The organism is Mycobacterium sp. (genome assembly GCF_039583785.1).
Classification (GTDB): Bacteria; Actinomycetota; Actinomycetes; order Mycobacteriales; family Mycobacteriaceae; genus Mycobacterium.
This window is the reverse complement of the sequence record NZ_JAVKSG010000015.1, coordinates 13,124-35,732: the sequence shown is the minus strand read 5'-3', so window position 1 is coordinate 35,732 and position 22,609 is coordinate 13,124. Positions and strand designations below refer to the sequence as shown.

Annotated in this window: 23 protein-coding genes and 1 pseudogene; 5 read left to right on the top strand and 19 right to left on the bottom strand. The window is 64.8% G+C overall.

Annotation, left to right across the window (positions count from 1 at the left end; all coding sequences use genetic code 11):
- The first annotated feature begins 4 nt into the window (after window positions 1-4).
- Window positions 5-1,024, top strand: coding sequence for a prenyltransferase (locus ABDV69_RS07730; RefSeq protein WP_343573028.1), 1,020 nt, complete (start codon window positions 5-7; stop codon window positions 1,022-1,024).
- On the opposite strand, the gene ABDV69_RS07725 is transcribed toward ABDV69_RS07730, so the two are convergent.
- The 6 genes from ABDV69_RS07725 to ABDV69_RS07700 form a co-directional block, all read right to left on the bottom strand.
- Window positions 1,021-1,917: a cyclopropane mycolic acid synthase family methyltransferase gene (locus tag ABDV69_RS07725; RefSeq protein ID WP_343573027.1), complete on the bottom strand. Its 897-nt coding sequence runs from the start codon at window positions 1,915-1,917 to the stop codon at window positions 1,021-1,023. The genes ABDV69_RS07730 and ABDV69_RS07725 overlap by 4 nt on opposite strands.
- Before the next feature lie 90 nt (window positions 1,918-2,007).
- Window positions 2,008-2,940, bottom strand: coding sequence for a cyclopropane mycolic acid synthase family methyltransferase (locus tag ABDV69_RS07720; protein ID WP_343573026.1), 933 nt, complete (start codon window positions 2,938-2,940; stop codon window positions 2,008-2,010).
- Between the two features lie 124 nt (window positions 2,941-3,064).
- The gene (locus ABDV69_RS07715) at window positions 3,065-4,315 is read right to left on the bottom strand and encodes a KasA/KasB family beta-ketoacyl-ACP synthase (protein WP_343573025.1); all 1,251 of its coding nucleotides are present in this window, start codon (window positions 4,313-4,315) and stop codon (window positions 3,065-3,067) included.
- Window positions 4,316-4,395: 80 nt separating this feature from the next.
- Window positions 4,396-5,256, bottom strand: coding sequence for a 3-hydroxybutyryl-CoA dehydrogenase (locus ABDV69_RS07710; protein ID WP_343573024.1), 861 nt, complete (start codon window positions 5,254-5,256; stop codon window positions 4,396-4,398).
- Between the two features lie 164 nt (window positions 5,257-5,420).
- Entirely contained in the window at window positions 5,421-6,707 is a 1,287-nt protein-coding gene (gene aceA / locus ABDV69_RS07705) for an isocitrate lyase (protein WP_343573023.1), read from the bottom strand.
- A 265-nt stretch (window positions 6,708-6,972) separates the two neighbouring features.
- The gene (locus tag ABDV69_RS07700) at window positions 6,973-7,770 is read right to left on the bottom strand and encodes an acyl-[acyl-carrier-protein] thioesterase (RefSeq protein ID WP_343573022.1); all 798 of its coding nucleotides are present in this window, start codon (window positions 7,768-7,770) and stop codon (window positions 6,973-6,975) included.
- 141 nt (window positions 7,771-7,911) lie between these two features.
- On the opposite strand from ABDV69_RS07700, the gene ramB reads away from it, so the two are divergent.
- Both ramB and ABDV69_RS07690 read left to right on the top strand, forming a co-directional pair.
- Window positions 7,912-9,333 carry an acetate metabolism transcriptional regulator RamB gene (ramB, locus tag ABDV69_RS07695; RefSeq protein WP_343573021.1) on the top strand — a complete coding sequence of 474 codons (1,422 nt, stop codon included), beginning with the start codon at window positions 7,912-7,914 and terminating at the stop codon, window positions 9,331-9,333.
- On the top strand, window positions 9,330-9,887 hold the full coding sequence (locus ABDV69_RS07690) for a carboxymuconolactone decarboxylase family protein (protein WP_343573020.1): 558 nt from the start codon (window positions 9,330-9,332) through the stop codon (window positions 9,885-9,887). The genes ramB and ABDV69_RS07690 overlap by 4 nt, the downstream gene beginning before the upstream one ends.
- On the opposite strand, the gene ABDV69_RS07685 is transcribed toward ABDV69_RS07690, so the two are convergent.
- The 7 genes and pseudogenes from ABDV69_RS07685 to ABDV69_RS07655 form a co-directional block, all read right to left on the bottom strand.
- Window positions 9,878-10,168, bottom strand: coding sequence for a hypothetical protein (locus ABDV69_RS07685; protein ID WP_343573019.1), 291 nt, complete (start codon window positions 10,166-10,168; stop codon window positions 9,878-9,880). The two genes, ABDV69_RS07690 and ABDV69_RS07685, sit on opposite strands and share 10 nt — an antisense overlap.
- A gap of 14 nt (window positions 10,169-10,182) precedes the next feature.
- Window positions 10,183-11,586: a dihydrolipoyl dehydrogenase gene (gene lpdA / locus ABDV69_RS07680; RefSeq protein ID WP_343573018.1), complete on the bottom strand. Its 1,404-nt coding sequence runs from the start codon at window positions 11,584-11,586 to the stop codon at window positions 10,183-10,185.
- 99 nt (window positions 11,587-11,685) lie between these two features.
- Window positions 11,686-12,273: a hypothetical protein gene (locus tag ABDV69_RS07675; RefSeq protein WP_343573017.1), complete on the bottom strand. Its 588-nt coding sequence runs from the start codon at window positions 12,271-12,273 to the stop codon at window positions 11,686-11,688.
- Window positions 12,266-12,544, bottom strand: coding sequence for a putative holin (locus tag ABDV69_RS07670; RefSeq protein ID WP_343573016.1), 279 nt, complete (start codon window positions 12,542-12,544; stop codon window positions 12,266-12,268). Before ABDV69_RS07670 ends, ABDV69_RS07675 begins: the two co-directional genes overlap by 8 nt.
- A gap of 28 nt (window positions 12,545-12,572) precedes the next feature.
- Complete coding sequence (locus tag ABDV69_RS07665) at window positions 12,573-13,061, bottom strand: DUF779 domain-containing protein (RefSeq protein WP_343573015.1); 489 nt, start codon at window positions 13,059-13,061, stop codon at window positions 12,573-12,575.
- Window positions 13,062-13,074: 13 nt separating this feature from the next.
- Window positions 13,075-14,598, bottom strand: coding sequence for an aldehyde dehydrogenase (gene adh / locus ABDV69_RS07660; protein ID WP_343573014.1), 1,524 nt, complete (start codon window positions 14,596-14,598; stop codon window positions 13,075-13,077).
- A pseudogene (locus tag ABDV69_RS07655) lies at window positions 14,595-14,901 on the bottom strand (hypothetical protein). Before ABDV69_RS07655 ends, adh begins: the two are co-directional and overlap by 4 nt.
- Here ABDV69_RS07655 and ABDV69_RS07650 point away from each other — a divergent pair.
- Window positions 14,891-16,915, top strand: a complete 2,025-nt coding sequence (locus ABDV69_RS07650; protein WP_343573013.1) for a prolyl oligopeptidase family serine peptidase — start codon at window positions 14,891-14,893, stop codon at window positions 16,913-16,915. The pseudogene ABDV69_RS07655 and the gene ABDV69_RS07650 sit on opposite strands and share 11 nt — an antisense overlap.
- 71 nt (window positions 16,916-16,986) lie before the next feature.
- Complete coding sequence (locus tag ABDV69_RS07645; protein WP_343573012.1) at window positions 16,987-17,289, top strand: hypothetical protein; 303 nt, start codon at window positions 16,987-16,989, stop codon at window positions 17,287-17,289.
- Here the strand turns inward: ABDV69_RS07645 and ABDV69_RS07640 are convergent.
- The 6 genes from ABDV69_RS07640 to ABDV69_RS07615 form a co-directional block, all read right to left on the bottom strand.
- A complete protein-coding gene (locus tag ABDV69_RS07640; protein WP_343573011.1) occupies window positions 17,286-17,699 on the bottom strand; it encodes a type II toxin-antitoxin system VapC family toxin in 414 nt (137 codons plus the stop codon). The genes ABDV69_RS07645 and ABDV69_RS07640 overlap by 4 nt on opposite strands.
- On the bottom strand, window positions 17,696-17,914 hold the full coding sequence (locus ABDV69_RS07635) for a type II toxin-antitoxin system CcdA family antitoxin (RefSeq protein ID WP_343573010.1): 219 nt from the start codon (window positions 17,912-17,914) through the stop codon (window positions 17,696-17,698). Before ABDV69_RS07635 ends, ABDV69_RS07640 begins: the two co-directional genes overlap by 4 nt.
- Before the next feature lie 189 nt (window positions 17,915-18,103).
- A complete protein-coding gene (locus ABDV69_RS07630) occupies window positions 18,104-19,273 on the bottom strand; it encodes a cyclopropane-fatty-acyl-phospholipid synthase family protein (RefSeq protein WP_343573062.1) in 1,170 nt (389 codons plus the stop codon).
- Window positions 19,274-19,392: 119 nt separating this feature from the next.
- Window positions 19,393-19,983 (bottom strand): fasciclin domain-containing protein, encoded by a 591-nt coding sequence (locus tag ABDV69_RS07625; RefSeq protein ID WP_343573009.1) that lies wholly within the window; start codon window positions 19,981-19,983, stop codon window positions 19,393-19,395.
- Between the two features lie 81 nt (window positions 19,984-20,064).
- On the bottom strand, window positions 20,065-21,786 hold the full coding sequence (locus tag ABDV69_RS07620; RefSeq protein ID WP_343573008.1) for a cytochrome c biogenesis protein DipZ: 1,722 nt from the start codon (window positions 21,784-21,786) through the stop codon (window positions 20,065-20,067).
- 109 nt (window positions 21,787-21,895) lie between these two features.
- Complete coding sequence (locus ABDV69_RS07615) at window positions 21,896-22,558, bottom strand: fasciclin domain-containing protein (RefSeq protein WP_343573007.1); 663 nt, start codon at window positions 22,556-22,558, stop codon at window positions 21,896-21,898.
- Between the last annotated feature and the right edge of the window lie 51 nt (window positions 22,559-22,609).

Here is a 22,609-nt window from a genome sequence, read left to right as displayed (position 1 = left end):
GAAGATGAGCAACGCAACGACGCGCTCTCGCCTCAGCTCCTGGGCCTACGCCCTGCGCACCACCAATCCCCCGCCGGACGGCCCGGTCGATGCCGTCACCCGGTGGCTGGTCGTCACCCGCGCGGCGGTGTTGCCGATGACGTTGTTCGCCGGACTGGTCGCCGCGCTGCTCGCGGTGGGCCAACCCGGACTGGACTGGCGCTGGCTGACGCTGGCGATCGTCGGAATCCTGTTGGCGCACACCGCCAACAACCTGATGAACGATCTGTACGACACCCAGACCGGCCTGGACAGCGCGACATATCCGCGGGCGCTCTACGCCCCGCACCCGGTGCTCTCCGGACTGGTCAGCCGTCGCACCCTGCTCGTTGCGATCGGCCTGGTGAACCTGGCCGACCTCGCGATCCTGATCGTGTTGACCTGGGCGCGGGGCTGGCCGGTGGCGGCGTTTGCGCTATCCGGGTTCGTGCTGAGCTTCGCCTACACCGCGCCGCCGCTGCGGCTGAAGAAGCGCGGCCTCGGCGAGCCGGACGTGCTGGTGGTCTGGGGCCCGCTGATGATCTGCGGCACCTACTACTCCGCGGTCGGTCACCTCGGCTGGCCGGTGCTGCTGGCGTCGCTGCCCTACGGACTGCTCTGCACGACGGTGCTGATGGGCAAGCACATCGACAAGATTCCCTACGACGAGCCGCTGGGTATCCACACGCTGCCGGTGCTCTTCGGTGAGAGACGGGCCCGCGCAATCACACTCGCGATGATGGTCGGGTTTTACCTGCTGGTGGTCGACGCGGTATTGGCGAAGGCCATGCCGTGGCCGGCCCTGCTCGTGGTGCTGGCGCTGCCCCGGCTGGTCAAGGTGTGGCCGTACTTCCGCCGTCTACCGCCCGAGGAGCCGCCGGCGAACTTCCCGGTATGGCCGCTGTGGTACGCGGCGCTGGCCTGGGTGCACGTGCGGCAAGCGGGCGGGTTGCTGGTGGTGGGCTTGGCGATCGGCGCGTTGGCCCCCGGACTCCCGGCTAGTTAGCTCTTCACACTCTTCACAAGAGTGAATTGACCGACTTCAGAGATGTTGCGCTGGAAGAAGTCTGAGCATCCGATCAGGTAGCGCAGGTAGCGTTCGTAGACCTCGACGGAGGTCGCCGCGATCGCTTCCTCGCGGGCCGCTTCCAACTTGGTGGTCCAGGTGTCGAGCGTCCGCACGTAGTGCGGCGTCATCTTCTGCAGGCGTTCGACCGAAAACCCGGCGTTGGCGGAGTATTCGACGACATCCTCGTCGCAGGGAACCGCGCCGCCGGGGAAGATCTCCGCCGCGATGAACCTCATGAACCGAAGGTCGCTGATCGTGATCGGGATGCCCATCTCCGGCCAGCGCTTGAGCGGGTGGCCCATGATCGTCTGCAGCACCATCCGACCGTCGCTCGGCATGATGCGGTAGCAGAGGTCGAAGAACGCCTTGTAGCGCGACTTGGGGAACGCTTCGAAGGCCTCGATGCTGACGATGCGGTCCACCGGCTCGTCGAACTCTTCCCATCCGCGCAGCAGAACCCGCCGCGAACGATCGCTGTCGAGCTGATCGAGAATCTGCTGACCCAGCGCGTGCTGGTTTTTGCTCAAGGTGAGCCCGATCACGTTCACGTCGTACTGCTCGACGGCGCGCTTCATCATGGCCGCCCAGCCGCAGCCCACGTCGAGCAGCGTCATCCCGGGCTCCAGATTCAGCTTGCCCAAGGAGAGGTCGATCTTGGCGATCTGCGCCTCTTCCAGCGTCATGTCGTCGTGCTCGTAGTAGGCGCAGCTGTAGGTCCGCGTCGGGTCTTGGAACAGGCCGAAGAACTCGTTGGAGGTGTCGTAATGAGCTTGGACGTCCTCATAGGCCGGCCGCAAATTCGACGTGTCCTCCGACCCGCTGTCGGTCATCTGAGATGAGCCTTTCACAAATGAATCTCGTTCAGTTCGTTAGGTTCTGCTGTGTAGACCGATCTGTATAACGCACTTTTCCCGATTCCTCTAGGCGGGGGCTTTTTCGCAGGTGAATTGACAGACGTCGGTATAGCCTTCGCGGAACAGGTCGGCGCAACCGGTCAAATACTTCAAGAAGCGTTCGTAGATCTCTTCGGATGTGATCTCGACGGCTTCGTCCTTCTTGGACTCCAGGTTGCTCGCCCAGGTGTCCAGCGTGCGGGCGTAATGCGGGCGCAGCTTCTGTTTCAGCGTCACCCGGTAACCCGCCTTGACCGCAGCATCTTCGACCTGCGCGGCCAGTGGCAGGCGGCCGCCGGGATAGATCTCGTCCATGATGAATTTGATGAAGCGGACCCGCGACATCGTCAGCGGCAGCTTGCGCTCTTTGATCTCTTCATCACTGGGAATGATAATGGTGTGCAGCAGCATCACCCCGTCGTCGGGCATCAGGTTGAGGGTCTTCTTGAAGTAGTCGTCGTACTTGTTGAAGCCGAAGTGCTCGAAAGCGCCGATCGACACCACGCGGTCGATCGGCTCGTCGAAGTCCTCCCACGGCTGCAACCGGACTTCCATATGGCGTTTGCTGGTCGAGTTAGCAAACCAGTGATCCTCGATGTGCTGCTTTTGATTCTCCGACAAAGTCAGCCCGATGACGTTGACGTCGTACTTCTCGACGGCGCGCATCATTGTTGAGCCCCACCCGCAGCCGATGTCCAGCAACGTCATGCCCGGCTTCAGTCCCAGTTTGCCCAGCGACAGGTCGACCTTGGCCCGCTGCGCCTGCTCAAGCGTGTAATCGTCCTTCTCGAAATACGCGCAGCTGTACGTCTGGGACGGGTCCTGCCACAGCCGGAAGAAGTCGTTGGAGATGTCGTAGTGGAACTGGACTTCCTGTTTGTCCGAGCCGCGGGTCTGCGAGGCAGACTTCGACAACCACTTGGACTGGGCACTGGGCGTTGCGCTTGAGATATCTGACACCGTTTGTCCTGAACGTTCGGAATGAATTGCGACGGGGACGGTGCCGCATCCGCGACACCTAGGCCGAGGCTTTGCCTCACCCCTGGGAGGTAAGCCTAGCCGCTGACTCAAGTCTAATGCCGCATCAACACCTCCCAAAAGCCAGTGCGACGTTGAAACCGCCGAATGCGAACGAGTTGCTGATCGCGTACTGGTAGTCGCCTCGCCGCGGTGCACCGGTTACCACGTCCACATCGATCGCCGGATCGATCGCGTACAGGTTCAGCGTGGGCGGGATCACACCGTCGCGGAGCGCCAGCACGGTCAAAATCGACTCCACGGCACCGACCGCACCAATCGAGTGCCCCAGCGCGGCCTTCGGAGCGAAGACGGCGGGCGCGTGTGTGCCCAACGCCCGTCTGATGGCCTTCGCCTCGGCAAGGTCACCGCCGACTGTGCCGGCGGCGTGCGCGTTGACGTGGTCGATGTCGTGCGGCGAGAGTCCGGCAAGTTGCAGTGCCCGCGTCATCGCGTGGCCGGCCTGCTCGCCGGTGGGGTCGGCCAGCACCGGCTGGTATCCGTCGGAGGTGATGCCGGCACCCATCACCCGCCCGATGATGTTCGCGCCGCGGGCTTTTGCGTGCTCCTCGTTCTCGATGACCATGAGCGCGCCGGCTTCACCGAAGACGAAACCGTCCCGGTTCTTGTCGAACGGGCGACACGCGCCCTCCGGATCGTCGTTGTTGGTCGACAGCAGACCCTGGTTGGCGAACGCCGCGATGGGTACCGCTTCGATCTTGGTTTCGACGCCGCCGCAAATCGCCATGTCTGCCTCATCGAACACGATGCTGCGCCACGCCAGCGCGATCGCCTCGGCGCCGGATGCGCAGGCAGATGTCGGCGTCAGGATCCCGGCTTTGGCTCCGCGTTCGAGGCCGACGGCCGCGGCGGCCGCGTTGGGCATCGCCTTCTGCACGCCCACCGGCGAGATCGCCCTCATGCCGCGTCGATTGAAGTCGTCGCTGACCTCGATGAACTCCTGCGTCGAGCCCAGGCCTGTCCCGATGGACACCGTCAACCGCGTGACATCGACCTCGGGCGCGCCCGCGCGCTCCCAGAGCCGCCGGGCGACCTGTGTCGCGATCTTCTGCAGGAACAAAAACCGGCGCAGCTCGATCCGGGTCAGGTATTGATCGAAGTCCTCGAGCAGCTGCCCGCCGATGCGCACCGGCAACCCGAATTCGTCGAAGTACGCATCGTCGAGTTTGTGAATGCCGCTCTGCCCGGCAAGCAGCTTCGCCCAGGTGGTTTCGGCGTCGGTCGCCAGCGCGGTCGTCATTTCGACCGCGGTGACGACGACATCGGGCAAACCGTTGCCCGTCGACAAGTTCACCATTGCAGTCAGATACCCCGGTTCGACTCCAACCCAGCCTTATCCAGCTTAGACTTAGAGCCCGCTGGCTGAAACCAGAAAGCTCAGTACGAGTAGAAGCCCCTGCCGGATTTTTTGCCGAGCTGACCCGCTTCGACCATGCGTTGCAGCAGCGGTGGTGGGGCGTAGTGGGCGTCCTTGAGCTCGTCGTACATCGCATCGGCGATCAGCTTCATGGTGTCGAGCCCGATCAGGTCGGAAAGCCGCAACGGACCCATCGGATGCGACAGCCCGGCGACGATGGCGGTGTCGACGTCTTCGATCGACGCGACGCCCGACTCGACCATCCGGATGGCCGACAGCAGATAGGGCACCAGAAGCGCATTGACGACGAAGCCGGAGCGATCGCCGCAGCGCACCACCTTCTTGCCGAGCACCTCGCTGGCGAAGTGTTCGACGCGCACCACCGCCTCGTCGGAGGTAACCAGCGTGCTGATCAGCTCGACGAGCGGCAGCACGGGTACCGGGTTGAAGAAGTGCAGACCGAGCACGCGGCCCGGATTTTTGGTGGCCGCAGCGATTTTCATGATCGGAATGCTCGATGTGTTGGACGCGAGCACGGCGGTGGGATCGGTGACGATCTCGTCGAGTTCGGCGAAGAGCTTCGCCTTGACGGCTTCGTTCTCGACGATCGCCTCGATGGTCAGCTGACGGTCGGCGAGGTCGGACAGCGCGCTGGTGTAGCGCACTCGCTTGCACGTCGCGTCGCGGTCGTCGGCGGGCAGCTTGCCCTTGCTGACGGCCCGCTCCAGCGACGCCTCGATGCGGGCCTTGCCCGCGGCGGCCAACTCGTCGGTGGGCTCGTAGACCACCACGTCGACGCCGGCCTTCGCCGATACCTCGGCGATGCCTGCGCCCATCTGTCCGGCGCCGATAACGCCGACGCGCTCAATCGCATTGCTCACTTGCAGGTAGTCCTTTCGATATGCGGAAGGCCCCGCCCAGGGTTTCCGGGCGGGGCCTGCGCTGTCAAGCCGCATGCTTGTGGCTACTCAGACGCGCGAGCAGACGCAGACTCGCATGATCGCGGGCGCAAGAGTGCGATTCTGCGTCTGCTCGGCGCTGATCGTCAGTGGAACTGACCCTCTTCGGTCGAGCCGGCCAGCGCGGTCGTCGACGAGGCAGGGTCCACGGTGGTGGCGATCCGGTCGAAGTAACCGGCCCCGACCTCGCGCTGGTGCTTGGTGGCGGTGTAACCGCGCTCCTCGGCGGCGAACTCGCGCTCCTGCAGCTCGACGTAGGCGCTCATCTGGTTGCGGGCGTAGCCGTAGGCCAGGTCGAACATCGAGTAGTTCAGCGCGTGGAAACCGGCCAGCGTGATGAACTGGAACTTGAAGCCCATCGCGCCGAGCTCCTTCTGGAACCGGGCGATCGTCGAGTCGTCCAGGTGCTTGCGCCAGTTGAACGACGGCGAGCAGTTGTAGGCCAGCAGCTGGTCGGGGAACTCGCTCTTGACGCCCTCGGCGAAGCGACGGGCCAGGTCCAGGTCCGGAGTGCCGGTCTCCATCCAGATCAGGTCGGAGTACGGCGCATAGGCCTTGGCGCGGGCGATGCACGGCTCGAGACCGTTGCGCACCCGGTAGAAGCCCTCGGAAGTGCGCTCGCCGGTGACGAACGGCTGGTCGCGCTCGTCGACGTCGGAGGTGATCAGCGTGGCTGCCTCGGCATCGGTACGGGCGATGACGACGGTCGGCACGTCGGCCACGTCGGCCGCCAGACGGGCCGAGGTCAGGGTGCGAATGTGCTGCTGGGTCGGGATCAGCACCTTGCCACCGAGGTGGCCACACTTCTTCTCCGACGCCAGCTGGTCTTCCCAGTGCGAGCCCGCGACACCGGCCGCGATCATGGCCTTCTGCAGCTCGTAGACGTTGAGCGCACCACCGAAGCCTGCCTCACCGTCGGCGACGATCGGGGCCAGCCAATTCTCGATGGACGTGTCACCCTCGACCTTGGCGATCTGGTCGGCGCGCAGCAGCGCGTTGTTGATCCGGCGGACCACCTGCGGCACCGAGTTGGCCGGGTACAGGCTCTGGTCGGGGTAGGTGTGGCCGGAGAGGTTGGCGTCACCGGCGACCTGCCACCCGGACAGGTAGATGGCCTTCAGGCCGGCGCGGACCTGCTGAACGGCCATGTTGCCAGTCAGCGCGCCGAGCGCGTTGACGAACTCCAGGTCGTGCAGCTGGCTCCACAACACCTCGGCGCCGCGGCGGGCCAGCGTCGACTCCTCGACGACCGAGCCTTGCAGGGCCACGACGTCGGCCGGGGTATAGGTGCGGGTGATGCCCTTCCAGCGGGGGTTGGTGTCCCAGTCCTTCTGGATCTCCTCGGGGCTCTTCGGCTGGCCAACACTCGACATCGCACTGCTCCTCAAAATGTTCATGATCTGAGGACCCTGGATTTCCACACTTGCTAAGGACCTCAGCATCGTTGCTGATCTGCTAAATCGAAGATGGCACAGGTCAGCGCCGCAGGTCCACTCATTTCCATGCCAATTTCGGTTAGGAGTCAGTCGCATTTTGCAAAGGTTGCGAAGATTTATCTGAGATCTAGCTGCTCAGCTTCTACCAACCGGTAACTTGAATCCGCAGGTCAGCGCGGGCGTTTGCATAACGCCCGTACGGTTACAGCGGGAAGATCGCGGCGACCGCTTTGACCTCGTTGCCGACGGCATATGTGAGCGTTCTAACAGTGCGGTCCGAGAGGTTCTCGCCGAACCGGTCGGTGGAGCCGGCCGGGTGTACATGCGAGATGATCTCCAGCTTGTCGCCCAGCGCCACCGGCGCATCGTGCTCGATCGTCACCCGCAGTGGCGCCTTGAGCAACTCGGGGAACGACCAGAGGTAGTCCTCGATCACGCTCCAGTACACCGAGTTGTTCATGTGGTCGAACAGGTCGACGTCGGTGACGCGGACCGGGAACTCGTGGATCTCGGCGGCGTCCTCACGACTGCCCGCTTTGAGATAAGCCTTCCACCGCAGCCGGTTCACGTCGGTGGTCTTGCGCAGGCCGTCGAGAAAATCGTCGGAGATGCGCGACGGCATCTGGGTGTCGCGGTTGATGTTGATCCAGAACGCCTCCGACTCCAACAGGCCGCGCCCGCGCTTGCCATCTATGCGGACCCGCATCTCACACCAGCGGTTCGAGGTGCCCGAACACCAGCGGCGCATCCTCAGCATGTCGCCGAATTCGACGGGGCGGATCAGGTCGACCATCGTCCGGCGCACAATCCACAACGGATGGGTTTCCTCGAACCCCATCTCCCGCAACTGATCCTGGCCGATGTCCTGGATGTGACGGGCGGCGGCGTCGAAGCGGAGCCGGCCCTCGCGGTCGATGTCGGCGACGCGGAGCGGCCACTCCCTGTCGAAGACGTCGGGATGCCCGTCGGGCACCGGCATCATCACTTTGTCCAAGCTCACGGCTGCACTCCCAAACTTTGCTAGGCACCCTAGCCCTAGCTGCTGTGCGCATAATGCCAAACGACCTCGCCGCGGCGCCAATCCTCAGTTGCTCTGCAAATTTTGCTAATTGCACCTTCGCAATGCCGGTACGCTGGTCGGATGGCCAAGACATTCGTTGGCTCGCGGGTCCGGCAGCTGCGCGGCGAGCGCGGGTTCAGCCAAGCCGCGCTGGCGCAGATGCTGGACATCTCCCCCAGCTATCTCAACCAGATCGAGCACGACGTCCGGCCGCTGACGGTCGCGGTATTGCTGCGCATCACCGAGGTGTTCGGCGTCGACGCCACTTTTTTCGCGTCGCAGGACGACACCCGGCTGCTCGCCGAGTTGCGCGAGGTCACCCTCGACCACGACCTCGGCGTCGAGGTGGACCAGTCGGAGCTGGCCGACATCGTCAACGCGCACCCGGCACTGGCGCGCGCCCTGGTCAACTTGCACCGTCGCTACCGGCTGACGACCACCCAGCTGGCGGCCGCCACCGAGGACCGGTTCTCCGACGGCAGTGGCAGCGGGTCGATCACGATGCCCCACGAAGAAGTGCGCGACTACTTCTACGAGCGGCAGAACTACCTGCACGAGCTGGACACCGCCGCCGAGGAGCTCACGGTGCGGATGCGCATGCACCGCGCCGATCTGGCCCGCGACCTGTCCGATCGGCTGACCTCGGTGCACGATGTCCGCATCAAGCGAATCGATCTGGGCGACAACGTCCTTCACCGCTTCGACCCGGAAACTCGGACATTGGAGATCGGCGGGCACCTGCCGTCGGGCCAGTATGCGTTCAAGCTCGCCGCCGAGTTGGCCTACCTGGAGCACGGCGCCCTCATCGACCGCCTGGTCGACGAGGGCAGTTTCACCAGCGACGAGTCACGCACGCTGGCCCGGCTCGGGCTGGCCAACTACTTCGCCGCCGCGACGGTGTTGCCATACCGGCAGTTCCACGAGATCGCCGAAAACTTCCGCTACGACATCGAGCGACTGGCGGCGTTCTACGTGGTGAGCTTCGAAACCATCGCCCACCGGCTGTCCACCCTGCAGCGGCCCTCGATGCGCGGCGTCCCGCTGTCGTTCGTCCGCGTCGATCGGGCCGGCAACATGTCGAAACGCCAGTCCGCCACCGGGTTTCACTTCTCGTCCGCGGGCGGCACCTGCCCGCTGTGGAACGTCTACGAGACGTTCGCCAACCCCGGCAAGATCGGAGTGCAGATCGCCCAGATGCCGGACGGACGCAGCTACCTGTGGGTGGCCCGCACCGTCGAGCGCCGAGCATCCCGGTATGGTCAGCCCGGTAAGACCTTCGCGATCGGGCTGGGCTGCGAACTCCGGCACGCCCATCGGCTCGTCTACTCGGAAGGACTCGACTTGTCCGGCGACCCAGCCTTGTTAGCCACACCGATCGGCGCGGGCTGCCGGGTCTGCGAACGCGACACCTGCCCGCAGCGGGCGTTCCCCGCGCTGGGTCGCGCCCTCGACCTTGACGAACACCGCAGCACGGTGTCGCCCTATCTGGTGAAGCGCGCATGACCGGCCAGGTGGGTCGTATCCCGGCTGGGCGCTTCCGTGAACTGGGACCGATTAATTGGGTGATCGCAAAGCTGGCCGCCCGGACACTCAAGGCTCCGGAGATGCATCTGTTCACCACGCTGGGCCAGCGTAGGTTGCTGTTCTGGGTATTTGCGTTTTATAACGCCAGGCTACTGCGGGGCCGGTTGCCGGGGGTCGACACCGAACTCGTGATCCTGCGGGTCGCGCACCTGCGCCATTCCGAGTACGAGTTGCAGCATCATCGCTGGATCGGACGCCGCCGCGGGCTCGACGACCAGACCCAGGCGCTGATCTTCGCCTGGCCGAATGTGACCGGTGCCGGGCTCACCGAACGCCAGCAGACGCTGCTGCGCGCCACCGACGAGTTCATCGGGAGTCGCTCGATCAGCGCACCGGTCTGGCAGCAGCTGTCCCGGCACCTCGATCGGCGCCAGCTCATCGAATTCTGCTTGCTGGCAGGGCAATACGACTGCCTGGCGGCAACCATGTCGGCGCTGGAGATTCCGCTGGACCACCCGGGTGATCACAAGTAGCTGTCGGCTACCACCAGCAACGACAGCAGCACCGGAAGCACCGGAAGCACCACCGCGAACGCCGCCACGGTGCGATTTCCCCGGCCCCGCACCCGTCGTCCCCACAACAGCGCGCCCAGCGCGAAGACCACCGAGACTGCCAAAACGATGGGACCCCACCGGCCAGCTGTCGTGAAGAAGTCGCCTATCGAGATCGCGATCAGCCACAGCAGATAGCCGACCAGCACCCCACCGAGCGCGGCCCACATCGATTCGGTTCGTACCGCTTTCAATCTGGCCATATCGCTCCTCGGGGTCAGAAGTTGATCATGTGACCGGTCAGGCCGTGGAAGCACTCCTGCATCGCCTCCGACATCGTCGGATGGGTATGGACGTTGCGCGCCAACTCGTTTGCGGTCAGATCCCACTTCTGGGCCAGCGTCAGCTCCGGCAGCAACTCGGCCACGTCATGGCCGACTAGGTGTCCACCCAGCAGTTCGAGGTGTTTGGCGTCGGCGACAAGTTTCACGAATCCACTCGGGTCGCCGACGCCGTGCGCTTTGCCGTTGGCGGTGAACGGGAATTTGGCGACCACGACGTCGTAGCCCTCGTCCCGGGCTTGCTGCTCGGTGAGCCCGAAGCTCGCCACGTTCGGCTGACAGAACGTGGCACGCGGCATCATGCGGATGTCACCGAGGGCCAACGTCTCGACGCCGGCAATAGTTTCGGCTGCCACCACGCCCTGAGCCTCCGCGACGTGGGCCAGCTGCAGCAAACCGGTGACGTCACCGATCGCATAGACGTGGTCGACGTTGGTGCGCAGGTAGTCGGTGACGCCGATGGCCTTGCGGTCGGTCAGCGCGACGCCGACCCTGTCGAGGCCGAAGCCGTCGACATTCGGCGCAAAACCGATGGCCTGCAACACTTTCGCGGCCTTGAGCTGCTCGGTCTTGCCGTCCTTGCTGACGGTCACGGTGACAGCAGTGCCGTCGTCGTTGATCGACTCGACCTTGGTGGAGGTGAGGATCTTGACACCGAGTTTCTTGTACTGCTTCTCGATCTCCTTGGAGACCTCGACGTCCTCGTTGGGCAGCGCGCGCGGCAGGAACTCGACGATGGTCACGTCGACGCCGTAGTTCTTGAGCACGTAGGCGAACTCGATACCGATGGCTCCGGCGCCGGCGATGACGATCGACTCGGGCAGCTCGCGGGACAGGATCAGTTCCTCGTAGGTGACCACGTTCTTCGACAACGAGGTACCGGGGACCAGCTTCGTGCTGCTGCCGGTGGCGATGATGACGTTGTCGAAGGTGACGGTCTCAGGATTTTCAGCACCACCCTCGTTGAGTTCGACCGCCAGGGTGTGGGCGTCGGTGAATCTGCCGTAGCCGTGGATCTCGGTGATCTTGTTCTTCTTCATCAAGAAGTGCACGCCGGCCACCCGGCCCTCGGCCACCTTGCGGCTGCGGTCGAAGGCGGCGCCGTAGTCGAACGTCACCTCGCCGCCGATGCCGAAGGTCTTGGCCTCTTTGGTGACGATGTGCGCAAGTTCGGCATTACGCAGCAGCGCCTTCGACGGGATGCAGCCGACGTTGAGGCAGACTCCGCCCCAGTACTTCGGTTCGACGATCGCGGTATTCAGTCCCAGCTGTGCGGCGCGGATGGCCGCCACGTATCCGCCGGGTCCGGCTCCGAGGACGACAACGTCATAGTGGGTCACGGCACCTACCCTAGTGGGCACCGATATTCGTCGACAGACAGAACCCAGGGTCGCGATTTCGGCGCGATCCCAGCCGCAGCTTCTGTTTCGAGCGGTTGCTCAGTACGGCAGGATGCCGGCCGCGCAGTGCTGTTGACTGTGCTCGCAGTAGAACTTGCCGTAGACCGGGGCAGCGCCGAGCACGGACGCGAAGACCGCCGAGAGCATCGCGATGGACAGCGCCGACACCAGCGGCCGGTCCGACACCATCGCCAGGATCAGTCCGGCGACCGTCGTCACCACGACATAGACCAAGACGACGAAGACCACCGTGGTCTTGTGTTTGGAGGCGTCGTGGCTCCACCAATAGAACAGCCCCGCCCCGGCCCCGCCCGCCGGAACCCAGACCGCGAGCAGCATCAGGACGAAGGTCCACCACTTCAGATACAGCTGGCCGGAGGCGTTGACCACCGGAAACGCTTCGGACGGAGGTGCTTCCGTCTCGGTGTATACCGTCGGGATGACGCCGCTTGCCGGCTGATCGGCGGTGTCGGTCGACTTCCGACGCAGCCACCGGCGGCGGCGAGGCGGCGCCTCGGGCTCGATGAACGCGGGTTCGGCCCGCGGCTGCATACCGGTGTCGAACGTCGGTTTATACGGCTCGGTCAGCGGCATCGATTCGGTCTCGACGGGTTCGTGCTCAGCCACGGGTCACGACCTCGACCAGGGCGAGCACACCGAAATATCCCGGCGCCAACGCCAGAATGAACGCGCCCAGCGCGGTGAGCCATCGGCGTCGGGCCAGCAGAATCACCATCAGCCCGACGGCACTGGGAAATCCGACCACCAACGCAATCGCGATGTCGGGACGCATGCGGGCGTGCTCCACGGTCAGCGCAGCCGTGCCGCCCAGCAGCCCAGCGGCGACGCCGAGCAGCATCGCACCGGTCAAAAGCCAGGGCCGCGGCAGCGGGATCACGAATCAACGATACTGCCGCAACCGCCGACTACGGCTTTACCGGCGCGGCGCGCCCTGCCGCGACTGGGCACGCGTCGACGGCGGACGCGACCACCGGCGCGCGTAGCGACAGCCGCTCGCCGCGCTCGTAGTCGGCTCCGGTGATCACCGAGGCCGCAGCCAGCTCGGCGTTTTCGCGGTCGGTGAAGGCGCGTCCGCGGGACAAGAACCGCTTACCCTCGGGCGCTTCCAGGCTGAACCCGCTGCCACGACCGGGCACCACGTCGATGACGAGCTGGGTGTGTTTCCACACCTGGAACTGCGGGCCGGAGATCCACACCGGCACCCCGCCGTCCACGTCGAGGACACCGAGCAGCACGTCGCGGTCGCCGACGATGAAGTCGCCTTGCGCGTAACACATCGGCGACGATCCGTCGCAGCAACCGCCGGACTGATGAAACATCAACGGGCCGTGCCGGTCTCGCAGCTGGTCGAGCAGCGCGGCCGCATCGGCGGTGACGACCACCCGGCTGGGCATCAGAAAAAACCCATCAGAAAAAACCTTGCGCCTGCTGCGAATACGACACCAGCAGGTTCTTGGTCTGCTGGTAGTGGTCGAGCATCATCTTGTGGTTTTCCCGGCCGAAGCCGGACTGCTTGTAGCCGCCGAACGCGGCGTGCGCGGGGTAGACGTGGTAGCAGTTGACCCACACCCGGCCGGCCTGGATGTCGCGGCCGGCCCGGTAGGCGGTGTTGCCGTCCCGGCTCCACACTCCCGCGCCCAGACCGTAGAGGGTGTCGTTGGCAATCGAGATCGCGTCGTCGTAATCGGAGAACGACGCGACCGAGACCACCGGACCGAAAATCTCTTCCTGGAAGATACGCATCTTGTTGTTGCCGGCGAAGATGGTGGGCTGCACGTAGTAGCCACCCGAGAGGTCGCCGCCCAGCTCGGCGCGCTCGCCGCCGGTGATGATCTTGGCGCCCTCGTCTTTGCCGATCTCGATGTAGGACAACACCTTTTCCAGCTGGTCGTTGGAGGCCTGCGAGCCGACCATGGTCTCGGTGTCCAGCGGATCGCCTTGGCGGACCGCCTTGGTGCGGATCGCCACCAGTTCCAGGAACTCGTCGTAGATGTCGGCCTGCACCAGACTGCGCGACGGGCAGGTGCACACCTCGCCCTGATTCAGCGCGAACATGGTGAACCCTTCCAGCGCCTTGTCGCAGAAGTCGTCGTGGGCGGCCATCACGTCGTTGAAGAAGACGTTGGGGCTCTTGCCACCCAGTTCGAGGGTGACCGGGATCAGGTTCTGGCTGGCGTACTGCATGATCAGCCGCCCGGTGGTGGTCTCCCCGGTGAAGGCGACCTTGGCGATCCGGTTGTTCGAGGCCAGCGGCTTGCCGGCTTCGGCCCCGAATCCGTTGACGACGTTGACCACCCCGGCGGGCAGCAGGTCGCCGATCAGCGACATCAGATACAGCACCGACGCCGGGGTCTGCTCGGCGGGCTTGAGCACCACACAGTTGCCCGCCGCCAACGCCGGCGCCAGCTTCCAGGCGGCCATCAGGATGGGGAAATTCCACGGGATGATCTGCCCGACAACACCGAGCGGCTCGTGGAAGTGATAGGCGACGGTGTCGTCGTCGATCTGACTCAGCGAGCCCTCCTGGGCGCGGATCGCCCCGGCGAAATACCGGAAATGGTCCGCGGCCAGCGGGATGTCGGCGGCCAGCGTCTCGCGGATCGGTTTGCCGTTGTCCCAGACTTCGGCCAGCGCCAGCGCCTCCCGGTTGGCGTCGATCCGGTCGGCGATCGTGTTCAGGATCGCGGCCCGCGCGGCCGGGGCGGTCTTACCCCATTTGGGGGCGGCCGCGTGAGCGGCGTCGAGCGCCTTCTCGACGTCGTCGGCGTCCGAACGCGCCACCTCGCAGAACGGCTGCCCGGTCACCGGCGTCAGGTTTTCGAAGTACCGGCCGGCCGCCGGCGCCACCCACTCGCCGCCGATGAAGTTGTCGTACCGCGACTCGAAGGACATCAACGCCCCTGAAGCACCCGGACGTGCGAAGACGGTCATGTGCGCCACTCCTCGTTCAATGGTGTTACACAACTCACACTACTGCCGTGTGCCACGCAGCATGCGCTGACAATCAGACCGTCAGTCGATCGTTGTCCGGTGATCGCCGCAATCAGGTCGAAGTCCGTCTCGAGGTGCAGAACGACCAAGCCGGTCAGCGCTGCGCTGGCAGCGATCATCAGGAGCCGAGCAGGCGACCTGCACGCGCGTGCTAGCGGCGATTCGCACCAAACCTCGCTCGATCCGATTAGCCCACGCCCTCGCAACGGGCGCTACGTTGTAAGAAGCCACAATGAGAACCATGCCTGCCGACGAGCCCGAAGATCCTTACCTCTGGCTCGAAGACGTCCTCGGTGAGCAGCAGCTCAACTGGGTGCGCGCTCGCAACGACCCGACAGTCGCCCAGTTCGCCGGCGAGGAATTCGAGCGGATGCGCACCGAGGCTCTCGAGGTACTCGACACCGATGCCCGCATCCCCTATGTGCGCCGTCGCGGCGAGTACCTGTACAACTTCTGGCGCGACGCCGCCAACCCGCGTGGGCTGTGGCGGCGGACCACTCTGGACGGCTACCGCAACGACGCCACCGACTGGGTGGTGCTGTTGGACTTAGATCAATTAAGCCGAACTGACAACCAAAACTGGGTCTGGGCGGGCGCCACCGTCATCGAACCCGAATTCGACCGCGCCCTGGTCAACCTGTCCCGGGGCGGCGCTGACGCCGTCATCGTGCGCGAATTCGACATGGAAACAGGCGAATTCGTCGATGGCGGTTTCGAGCTGCCCGAAGCCAAGACGCAGATCGGCTGGGACGGCCGCGACACCGTGTTGGTCGGCACCGACTTCGGGCCCGACTCGCTCACCGAATCCGGCTACCCGCGCATCGTCAGACGGTGGCGGCGCGGTACGCCGATCAGTGCGGCGGAACTGGTCTTCGAAGGTGCCCGCACCGACGTCAGCGTCGGCGGATCCACCGATCGGACACCGGGTTTCGAGCGGACCTTCGTCTCCCGATCCACCGACTTCTGGAACAGTGAGCGCTACGAATTGCGCGGCCCGGAACTGATCCGCATCGACGTTCCGTCCGACGCGAGCAGCGTCTCGATTCACCGCGAATGGCTGTTGATCGAACCGCGCACCGACTGGGAGTTCGGCACGACCAGCTATCCCGCCGGTTCACTGTTGGCGGCCAACTATGACGAATTCGTGGCCGGCGGACGGGAATTGACCGTGGTCTTCGAGCCGGACGCGCACACCTGCCTGCACCAGTACGCCTGGACCCGTGACCAACTGCTGCTGGTCACTTTGGTCGATGTGGCCAGCCGGGTCGAGGTTGTCACACCGGGCAGTTGGGAGCGTAAGCCGCTGGCCGGTATTCCCCCGGCGACCGAAAGCGTGATCGTCGCCGCCGACGACACCAGCGATGAGTTCTTTCTGGACTCCAGCGGCTTCGACAGCCCGTCCCGTCTGCTACGCGGAACCGGCAGTGGCCCGCTCGAACAGATCAAGGCCGCTCCTGACTTCTTCGACGCGGAAGACCTCGACATCGCGCAGTATTTTGCCACGTCGAAGGACGGCACCGCGGTTCCGTACTTCGTGGTGCGGCCGGGCGACGCCAGCGGGCCCGGACCGACTCTGATGTACGGCTATGGCGGATTCGAGAACTCCTTCACCCCCGGCTACAGCCCGGTGATGGGCCGGCTCTGGCTGGCCCGCGGTGGCTGCTACGTGCTGGCCAACATCCGCGGCGGCGGTGAGTACGGGCCGCGCTGGCACACCCAGGCGATGCGCGACGGACGGCACCTGGTGGCCGAGGACTTCGCCGCGGTGGCAACCGATTTGGTGGACCGCGGCATTAGCACGGTGCCACAGCTCGGCGCGCAGGGCGGTAGCAACGGCGGTCTGTTGATGGGCATCATGCTGACGAAGTACCCGGAACTGTTCGGTGCGCTGGTGTGCCAGGTGCCACTGCTGGACATGCGTCGCTACCACGTGCTGCTGGCGGGCGCGTCCTGGGTCGCCGAGTACGGCAACCCCGACGACCCCGACGACTGGAAATTCATCACCGAATACTCGCCGTATCAGAATGTTTCGGCCGATGCCGACTACCCGCCGGTGCTGATCACCACGTCCACCCGCGACGACCGGGTGCACCCCGGGCATGCCCGCAAGATGACCGCGGCGCTGGAGGCCGCGGGCCATCGGGTCTGGTACTACGAGAACATCGAGGGCGGTCATGCCGGTGCGGCCGACAACGCCCAGACTGCGTTCAAGACGGCCCTGGCCTTCGCGTTCCTGTGGCGAATGTTGGACGCTTGACAGCGAAAGTCATGACGGTGTGGTGTGGCGCAATGCGCGTGCGGTACATGCGGTGTGCGACGGTCGCCGTCGTGACGCTGCTGGCGGTACCGGGCTGTTCGAAGGTGGTCACCGGTAACGCGACCCGGGATGTTCCCGCACCGCGGCGCAAACCCACTGATTGCGAACAGGTTTCAGCTCCCCTGACGCCTATCGATCCGCGCGCCGCGGGCGAGCCGCAGCTGAAGATTCCGCAGCCGCCCGGCTGGGAGCGCGCGCCGATGCTCGACTCGGAGGTCCTTGTTCTGCATGGTGAAGCGGATGAGCTCCTTCTCGGCAGCGGTTCCGTGGGCGCCCCGGACGTGGCACACTGCACAACCCCCACCTGCATTTAGGTAATGGCGTCAGCCGAAGGCCAAGCGCGTGCCAATCTTTGGTCCGTGGTCAATAACACCAGCCCTGCCGCATCGGCCAGCTCGACGTAGAGCGCATCGGCCAAGCGGAGGGTGTCGCGCCGCGCCCACGCTCCGGCAACCAGCGACGAAAGACCGTGCCGAGTCAAAGGCGCCTGGCGCAGCTCATCCAGTGCCGCATCGACCTGCGCAACGGTGAGCACGCCGGCGCGCTGCATACGCCCCAGCGCTGACAACACCTCGGCATCGAAGTGCGCCGGCGCGTGCATCGCGGTCCGAGCCAGCCGTGCGCGCACCGCCGAGAACCGATCACCGGTGCGAGCAAGTAGATCCACCATGGCGCTCGCGTCGATAACCACCTGCTCCGGCGCCGAAGGAGACGATGCGCTCACGCTCCGAACTCATCCCGAGCGGCATCAAGCGCATCCAACACGTCATCATGCCGAGCGCCGGTGCTTCTGGCCGCCAAGCCCTCAAGCCACGCCTCGGTTGCAGAATTCTCCAACTCGGCGCTGATCGCGGCCTGAGTCAGCGCCGAGACGTTCAAGCCCCGTGCCCTGGCGCGCTCCGCCAAATCATCCGGCACGTACACGTTCAACCGAGCCATACACACTAATATACACAACAGCTCTGTGGCGGCGGACCGTTTCCTCCACGAATTCGCTGCCCACGAAGCGGGTGATGGCGGTCGTCGCCGTCAACACTGAACGGATGAGAAGCACACGCTCGCCGATGCTGTCCAGCAGCTAGTGTCCCCCGCCGATCACGATGCGTTGATGAAGACGTTTGCCGGCTGTCATCGCCACCCAACAGCGCCCGTCCCGGTGCCCGGCCTGCTCATCAGGATCTGGTCGACTCCCATCCGGCAGTGCGCGAAGGCGAGCCTGCCGCCGGCCAGGTAGAGCCGCCAGACCCGGGCAGCTTCCTCGCCGATCAGTGCTACCGCAGCGTCCCACTGATTTTCGAGGTTGTCGATCCACGCATCAACGGTGCGCACGTAGTGCGAGCCCATCGCTTCGACCGAAACCGTAACCAGGCCGGCGTCTTCCAGTAGCCCGATGGTTTCCCCGAGTGGGCGCATGTGCATGTCGGGGGCTATGAACGATTCGATGAACGGGCCACCGCCCGGATGGCTGCCGCGCCGTGACATCTGTTGGATCAGCACCCGGGCATCGGGCCGAACGCGGTCGTGCAACATGCTGGCAAAAGTCGAGTAGTGTTGCTGCCCAACGTGTTCACCCATCTCGATCGATGCTGCCGCGTCGAAAGGCCCGTCGGTGACGGTGCGGTAGTCCTGCACGCGAATCTCGACCCGGTCGGCGAGTCCACGCTCGGTCAACGCATCGTCGACGTAGGCCTTCTGTGCACTCGAGAGGGTGATACCCACCACCCGCGCGTCGTAATGCTCGGCGGCGTGCAGGCTCAGCGAACCCCATCCGCACCCGACGTCGAGCAGCCACATGTCAGGTCGCTGATCGAGACCGAGCTTGCCGCAGATGCGGTCCAGCTTGGCGCGCTGCGCCTGCTCGAGCGTGTCGATCCGGTGCGCCGCGTCCCAGTAGCCGCACGAGTACGCCATCGACGGGTCAAGGATCAGTTCGTAGAACGCGTTCGACGCGTCGTAGTGATGTGTGATCGCCGCCTTGTCGCGGGCCAAACTGTGCAACCGGCCCCCCAACCTGGCCTGGGTGGCGGGGCGCGGCAACGGCGGCCCGATTACACCCAGCCGCACCGCAACGGCGCAGAGCCGGGCCAGCACCGTGACGGACGGCTTGATCGGCGTCAGTCGCTTTGCAGCGATCTGCGACCACACGTGATCCAAGGCGGCGACCAGATCGCCATCGACGTCGAGGTCACCAGTGACGTAAGCCTGAGCGGCGCCCAGTTCTCCTGGGCACCAGAGCATTCGACGCAGCGCCGCTGCACTGCGCAACCACACGGCAGGTGCTCCCGCAGGCCCGGCCATGCTGCCGTCCCAGGCGATCAGCCGTACTGGCAGCGCGCCACCGATAACCGGTTCGATGGCGGCTGCCAGCACGGGTGCCACGGCGGTTGCCGCGCCTGCAGAGGTTTCGGTGGGAGACCTCACTGCCCAGGTGGCATTAACACCGTGTCGATCATGTAAACCTGCGCGTTGGCCGTGGGCACTCCGCCGCAGACCAGTCCGGCGTTGTTGACCCTGAGCCCGTTACCGTTGCCGGTCACGTTCACCGCCGCGCCCTGGACGGTGGGGTGTGAGCCGTCGACCTGCGCCGGACTGAGCTGCCCGGGAACGACATGGTAGGTCAGGATGCTCTTCAGCATGCTCGCGTCGGTCTTGAGATGATCGATCGTACCGGCGGGCAGCTTGTTGAACGCGGCGTTGGTCGGCGCGAACACCGTGTACTGACCATTGTTGAGCGTGTCCACCAGATTCACCTGAGGGTTGAGCTGGCCGGACAACGCGGAGGTCAGGGTGGAGAGATCAGGATTGTTCGACGCCGCCACCGCGACCGGGTCCTGCGACATCCCGGCCACCGACGCGGGACCGTCCGGGTGTAGCGCCGCGTAGTCCGCGCAGCCCGCGCCGATCAGATTGGGGGCGGCCGCGGCGGGCGCACAGGTGGCAAGGGCTAAACCCACCGCGGCGGCTGCCGCGAGACCGGTAGCTGGGACCGCCTTGATATGAGTGTTCATCGCGTTTTCAGGCTCCTCATCGTGAATGGCTGACGTGGTTAATTCGGAGCCGAACGCGACGTGGATGGGCCGCGACGCCCATCATCCGTAGGTGAAGGAGAACACTTGGATTCCTTTGCTGGCGCGCACATCGAGCGTTGCCCGGTCCACGTCCTTGGTCGCGACGATCTGGTGTGCCGTCGGTGGACCACTGACCGGCACCGTTGTCGTCTTACCATCGCGGGTCACGCTGAGACTGCCGGTTCCGCCGACAACCATGTAGACGTTCTTGGCGTGGTAGTTCAGCTCGATGCTGGAGGAATCGCTGTCGGCCGTCGCGCCCTGATAGTCGAGCGCCCACGATCCCTGCAAGGCGAACGAGTCGTCGGGCAGCACCGGTGGATAGGCGAAAGTCGCCCGGCCCTCGTCGTACACGCCCGTTCCGGCATAGTTGGTCATCTTGCCGACCCCGAAGTACGTCTCGGGTGTCAGATCGAGGGTCGGCGTGGTGTCGGGCGCGTCAACCGGCGGCGGCAGCGCGACTCCGGGCCGCGCGGCGGCGAGCAGCTCACGAATGATGTTTTCGGTGCCGTTGTAGTCGCCTTCGCCGAACTTGACATGCCGCACAATTCCGCTTGCATCGATCACGTATTCGGCCGGCCAGTAACGATTTCGGTAGTTCGTCCACGTCGAGTAGCCGTTGTCCAGGGCGACCGGGTAGGTGATGCCGAGGTCAGCGATGCCCTTTTTCACGTTGTCGGTGACCTTTTCGAACGCGTATTCGGGAGTGTGCACGCCGATGACTTCGAAACCCTTGTCCTGATAGGCCTTGTACCAGCCTTCGACGTGCGGGATGGCGCGTTGGCAGTTGATGCAGGAGTATGCCCAGAAGTCGATCAGCACCACCTTGCCGCGCAACGCGTGCAGATCGACCGGCAAGGCAGCGGGGGTGTTCAGCCAGGCGGTGATGCCCTTCAGATCGGGTGCCGGACCGCAATTCTCCAGTTGCGCAGAGCCGTTGTGGCAATTCGACAATCCTTTGTTCTGGTCGTTGACGATGCCGCCGAGGTTGAGAGCCTGCTGGACCTTCTGGTCGCCGCCCAACTTGTTCTCCAACGAACTGGTGTAGTCGGGAATCGCCCGCTGCAACACCGCCGGCAGGTTGAACACCAGTGCCACTGCCAGCAGCAGGGTCACGATTCCTGCGATCACCCGGATCTGACGCTGACGACGACGAAAAGCGCTGACCCGCTGGGCAACTCGTTGACCAGCGAGCGCGAAGAACAACAGCGGGACCGCCGTGCCCAGGGCGAAGGACATCGTCAAAATGACAACCGGCAGACCGATGTTCGCGGTGGCTCCGGCCACCACAATCGCGGCCAGCACCGGCCCGGCGCAGGGAACGTAGAGCACGCCGAGCGCCAGCCCGAGACCGAATCCACTTGCTCGCGTGCCGATCTGCTTTTGCGGGATGCGGGCAAACGGCCGCTCCAGCAGTTGCTCGAAGCGCGGGAAGATCAGCCCGAGGCCGATGGCCATCAACGCGGCCAGGGCCACCCAGCGGATCACGTCCTGCGGCAGATGCAACAGCGACAGCAACGCCGAACCGGCCAGCGTCACCAGGCTGAAACTCAGCACCAGCCCGCCGATCACCCGATATGGCCGCCGCACTTCGCGTTTCGTCGAAACCGCAACTGCGCCGTCGTCGGCGCCCTGAGTGCCCTGAGTGCCCGAGAAGAAGATCACCGGCAGCACCGGCAAGATGCAGGGCGAGATGCCGGTGATCAGGCCACCGACCAAGCCGATCAACGCGAGGGACAACATAGTCAGTATTCGCTACCAGACGCGGCTTGGATCGTTGTGGTTGGTGCATAACCGCGATAAGGCAGCCCGGGGTGACCGGGCTGCCTTATCTCGCGACGATCTGTGAGCGCTACTGGCTGGGCGGCACCAGCACAGTGTCGATCATGTACACCGTCGCGTTGGCGGTGTGCACCCCTCCGCACACCAAACCTGCGTCGTTGACTTTGAGGTCGTTGCCCTGGCCGACCACGTTCAACTCAGCGCCCTGCAACGTCTTGTGCATGCCGTCGACCTTGCTCGGGCTCTCCTGGTCTTGGACCACGTGGTAGGTCAAGATGCTCTTCAACTTCTCGGTGTTCGTCTTGAGATCGTCGAGCGTGGCCGCCGGCAGCTTGTCGAATGCGGCGTTGGTCGGCGCGAAAACCGTGTACTGGCCGTTGTTGAGGGTCTCCACGAGATTCACATTCGGGTTCAACTTGCCCGACAGCGCCGCGGTCAGGGTCGACAACATGGGGTTGTTCGATGCCGCCGTCGCGACCGGGTCCTGCGCCATGCCGGCCACCGACGCCGGACCGGTGGGGTGCAACGCCGCGTAATCCGCACACCCGGATCCGATCAGGTCGCTGGCCGGGGCCGCCGTCTCGCCGGTCATGGCGGGCGCAGCAGAGCTACTGGTCGGCTGCGCGCTGGTCTGCTGAGCGTTTTCGGATTTGTTGCTCGAACATGCCGAGAAACCGACCATCGCGACTGCGGCCAGGCCCACCGCGAGCGTCTTGCTCTGAACGTCCTTCATGCGCTTTGGCTCCTTTGTCAAAGTTGTCGGCGGCACCGCCGCCACCTCGAG

Coding starts and splice junctions, on each gene's coding strand:
- ramB (WP_343573021.1), top strand. CDS start 7,912: ATGGCCAAGACATTCGTTGGCTCGCGGGTCCGGCAGCTGCGCGGCGAG.
- ABDV69_RS07690 (WP_343573020.1), top strand. CDS start 9,330: ATGACCGGCCAGGTGGGTCGTATCCCGGCTGGGCGCTTCCGTGAACTG.
- ABDV69_RS07685 (WP_343573019.1), bottom strand. CDS start 10,168: ATGGCCAGATTGAAAGCGGTACGAACCGAATCGATGTGGGCCGCGCTC.
- aceA (WP_343573023.1), bottom strand. CDS start 6,707: ATGTCGAGTGTTGGCCAGCCGAAGAGCCCCGAGGAGATCCAGAAGGAC.
- ABDV69_RS07665 (WP_343573015.1), bottom strand. CDS start 13,061: ATGCCCAGCCGGGTGGTCGTCACCGCCGATGCGGCCGCGCTGCTCGAC.
- ABDV69_RS07620 (WP_343573008.1), bottom strand. CDS start 21,786: ATGTTGTCCCTCGCGTTGATCGGCTTGGTCGGTGGCCTGATCACCGGC.
- ABDV69_RS07630 (WP_343573062.1), bottom strand. CDS start 19,273: ATGGCCGGGCCTGCGGGAGCACCTGCCGTGTGGTTGCGCAGTGCAGCG.
- ABDV69_RS07650 (WP_343573013.1), top strand. CDS start 14,891: ATGAGAACCATGCCTGCCGACGAGCCCGAAGATCCTTACCTCTGGCTC.
- adh (WP_343573014.1), bottom strand. CDS start 14,598: ATGACCGTCTTCGCACGTCCGGGTGCTTCAGGGGCGTTGATGTCCTTC.
- ABDV69_RS07625 (WP_343573009.1), bottom strand. CDS start 19,983: ATGAACACTCATATCAAGGCGGTCCCAGCTACCGGTCTCGCGGCAGCC.
- ABDV69_RS07635 (WP_343573010.1), bottom strand. CDS start 17,914: ATGGCTCGGTTGAACGTGTACGTGCCGGATGATTTGGCGGAGCGCGCC.
- ABDV69_RS07725 (WP_343573027.1), bottom strand. CDS start 1,917: ATGACCGACAGCGGGTCGGAGGACACGTCGAATTTGCGGCCGGCCTAT.
- ABDV69_RS07615 (WP_343573007.1), bottom strand. CDS start 22,558: ATGAAGGACGTTCAGAGCAAGACGCTCGCGGTGGGCCTGGCCGCAGTC.
- ABDV69_RS07715 (WP_343573025.1), bottom strand. CDS start 4,315: ATGGTGAACTTGTCGACGGGCAACGGTTTGCCCGATGTCGTCGTCACC.
- ABDV69_RS07730 (WP_343573028.1), top strand. CDS start 5: ATGAGCAACGCAACGACGCGCTCTCGCCTCAGCTCCTGGGCCTACGCC.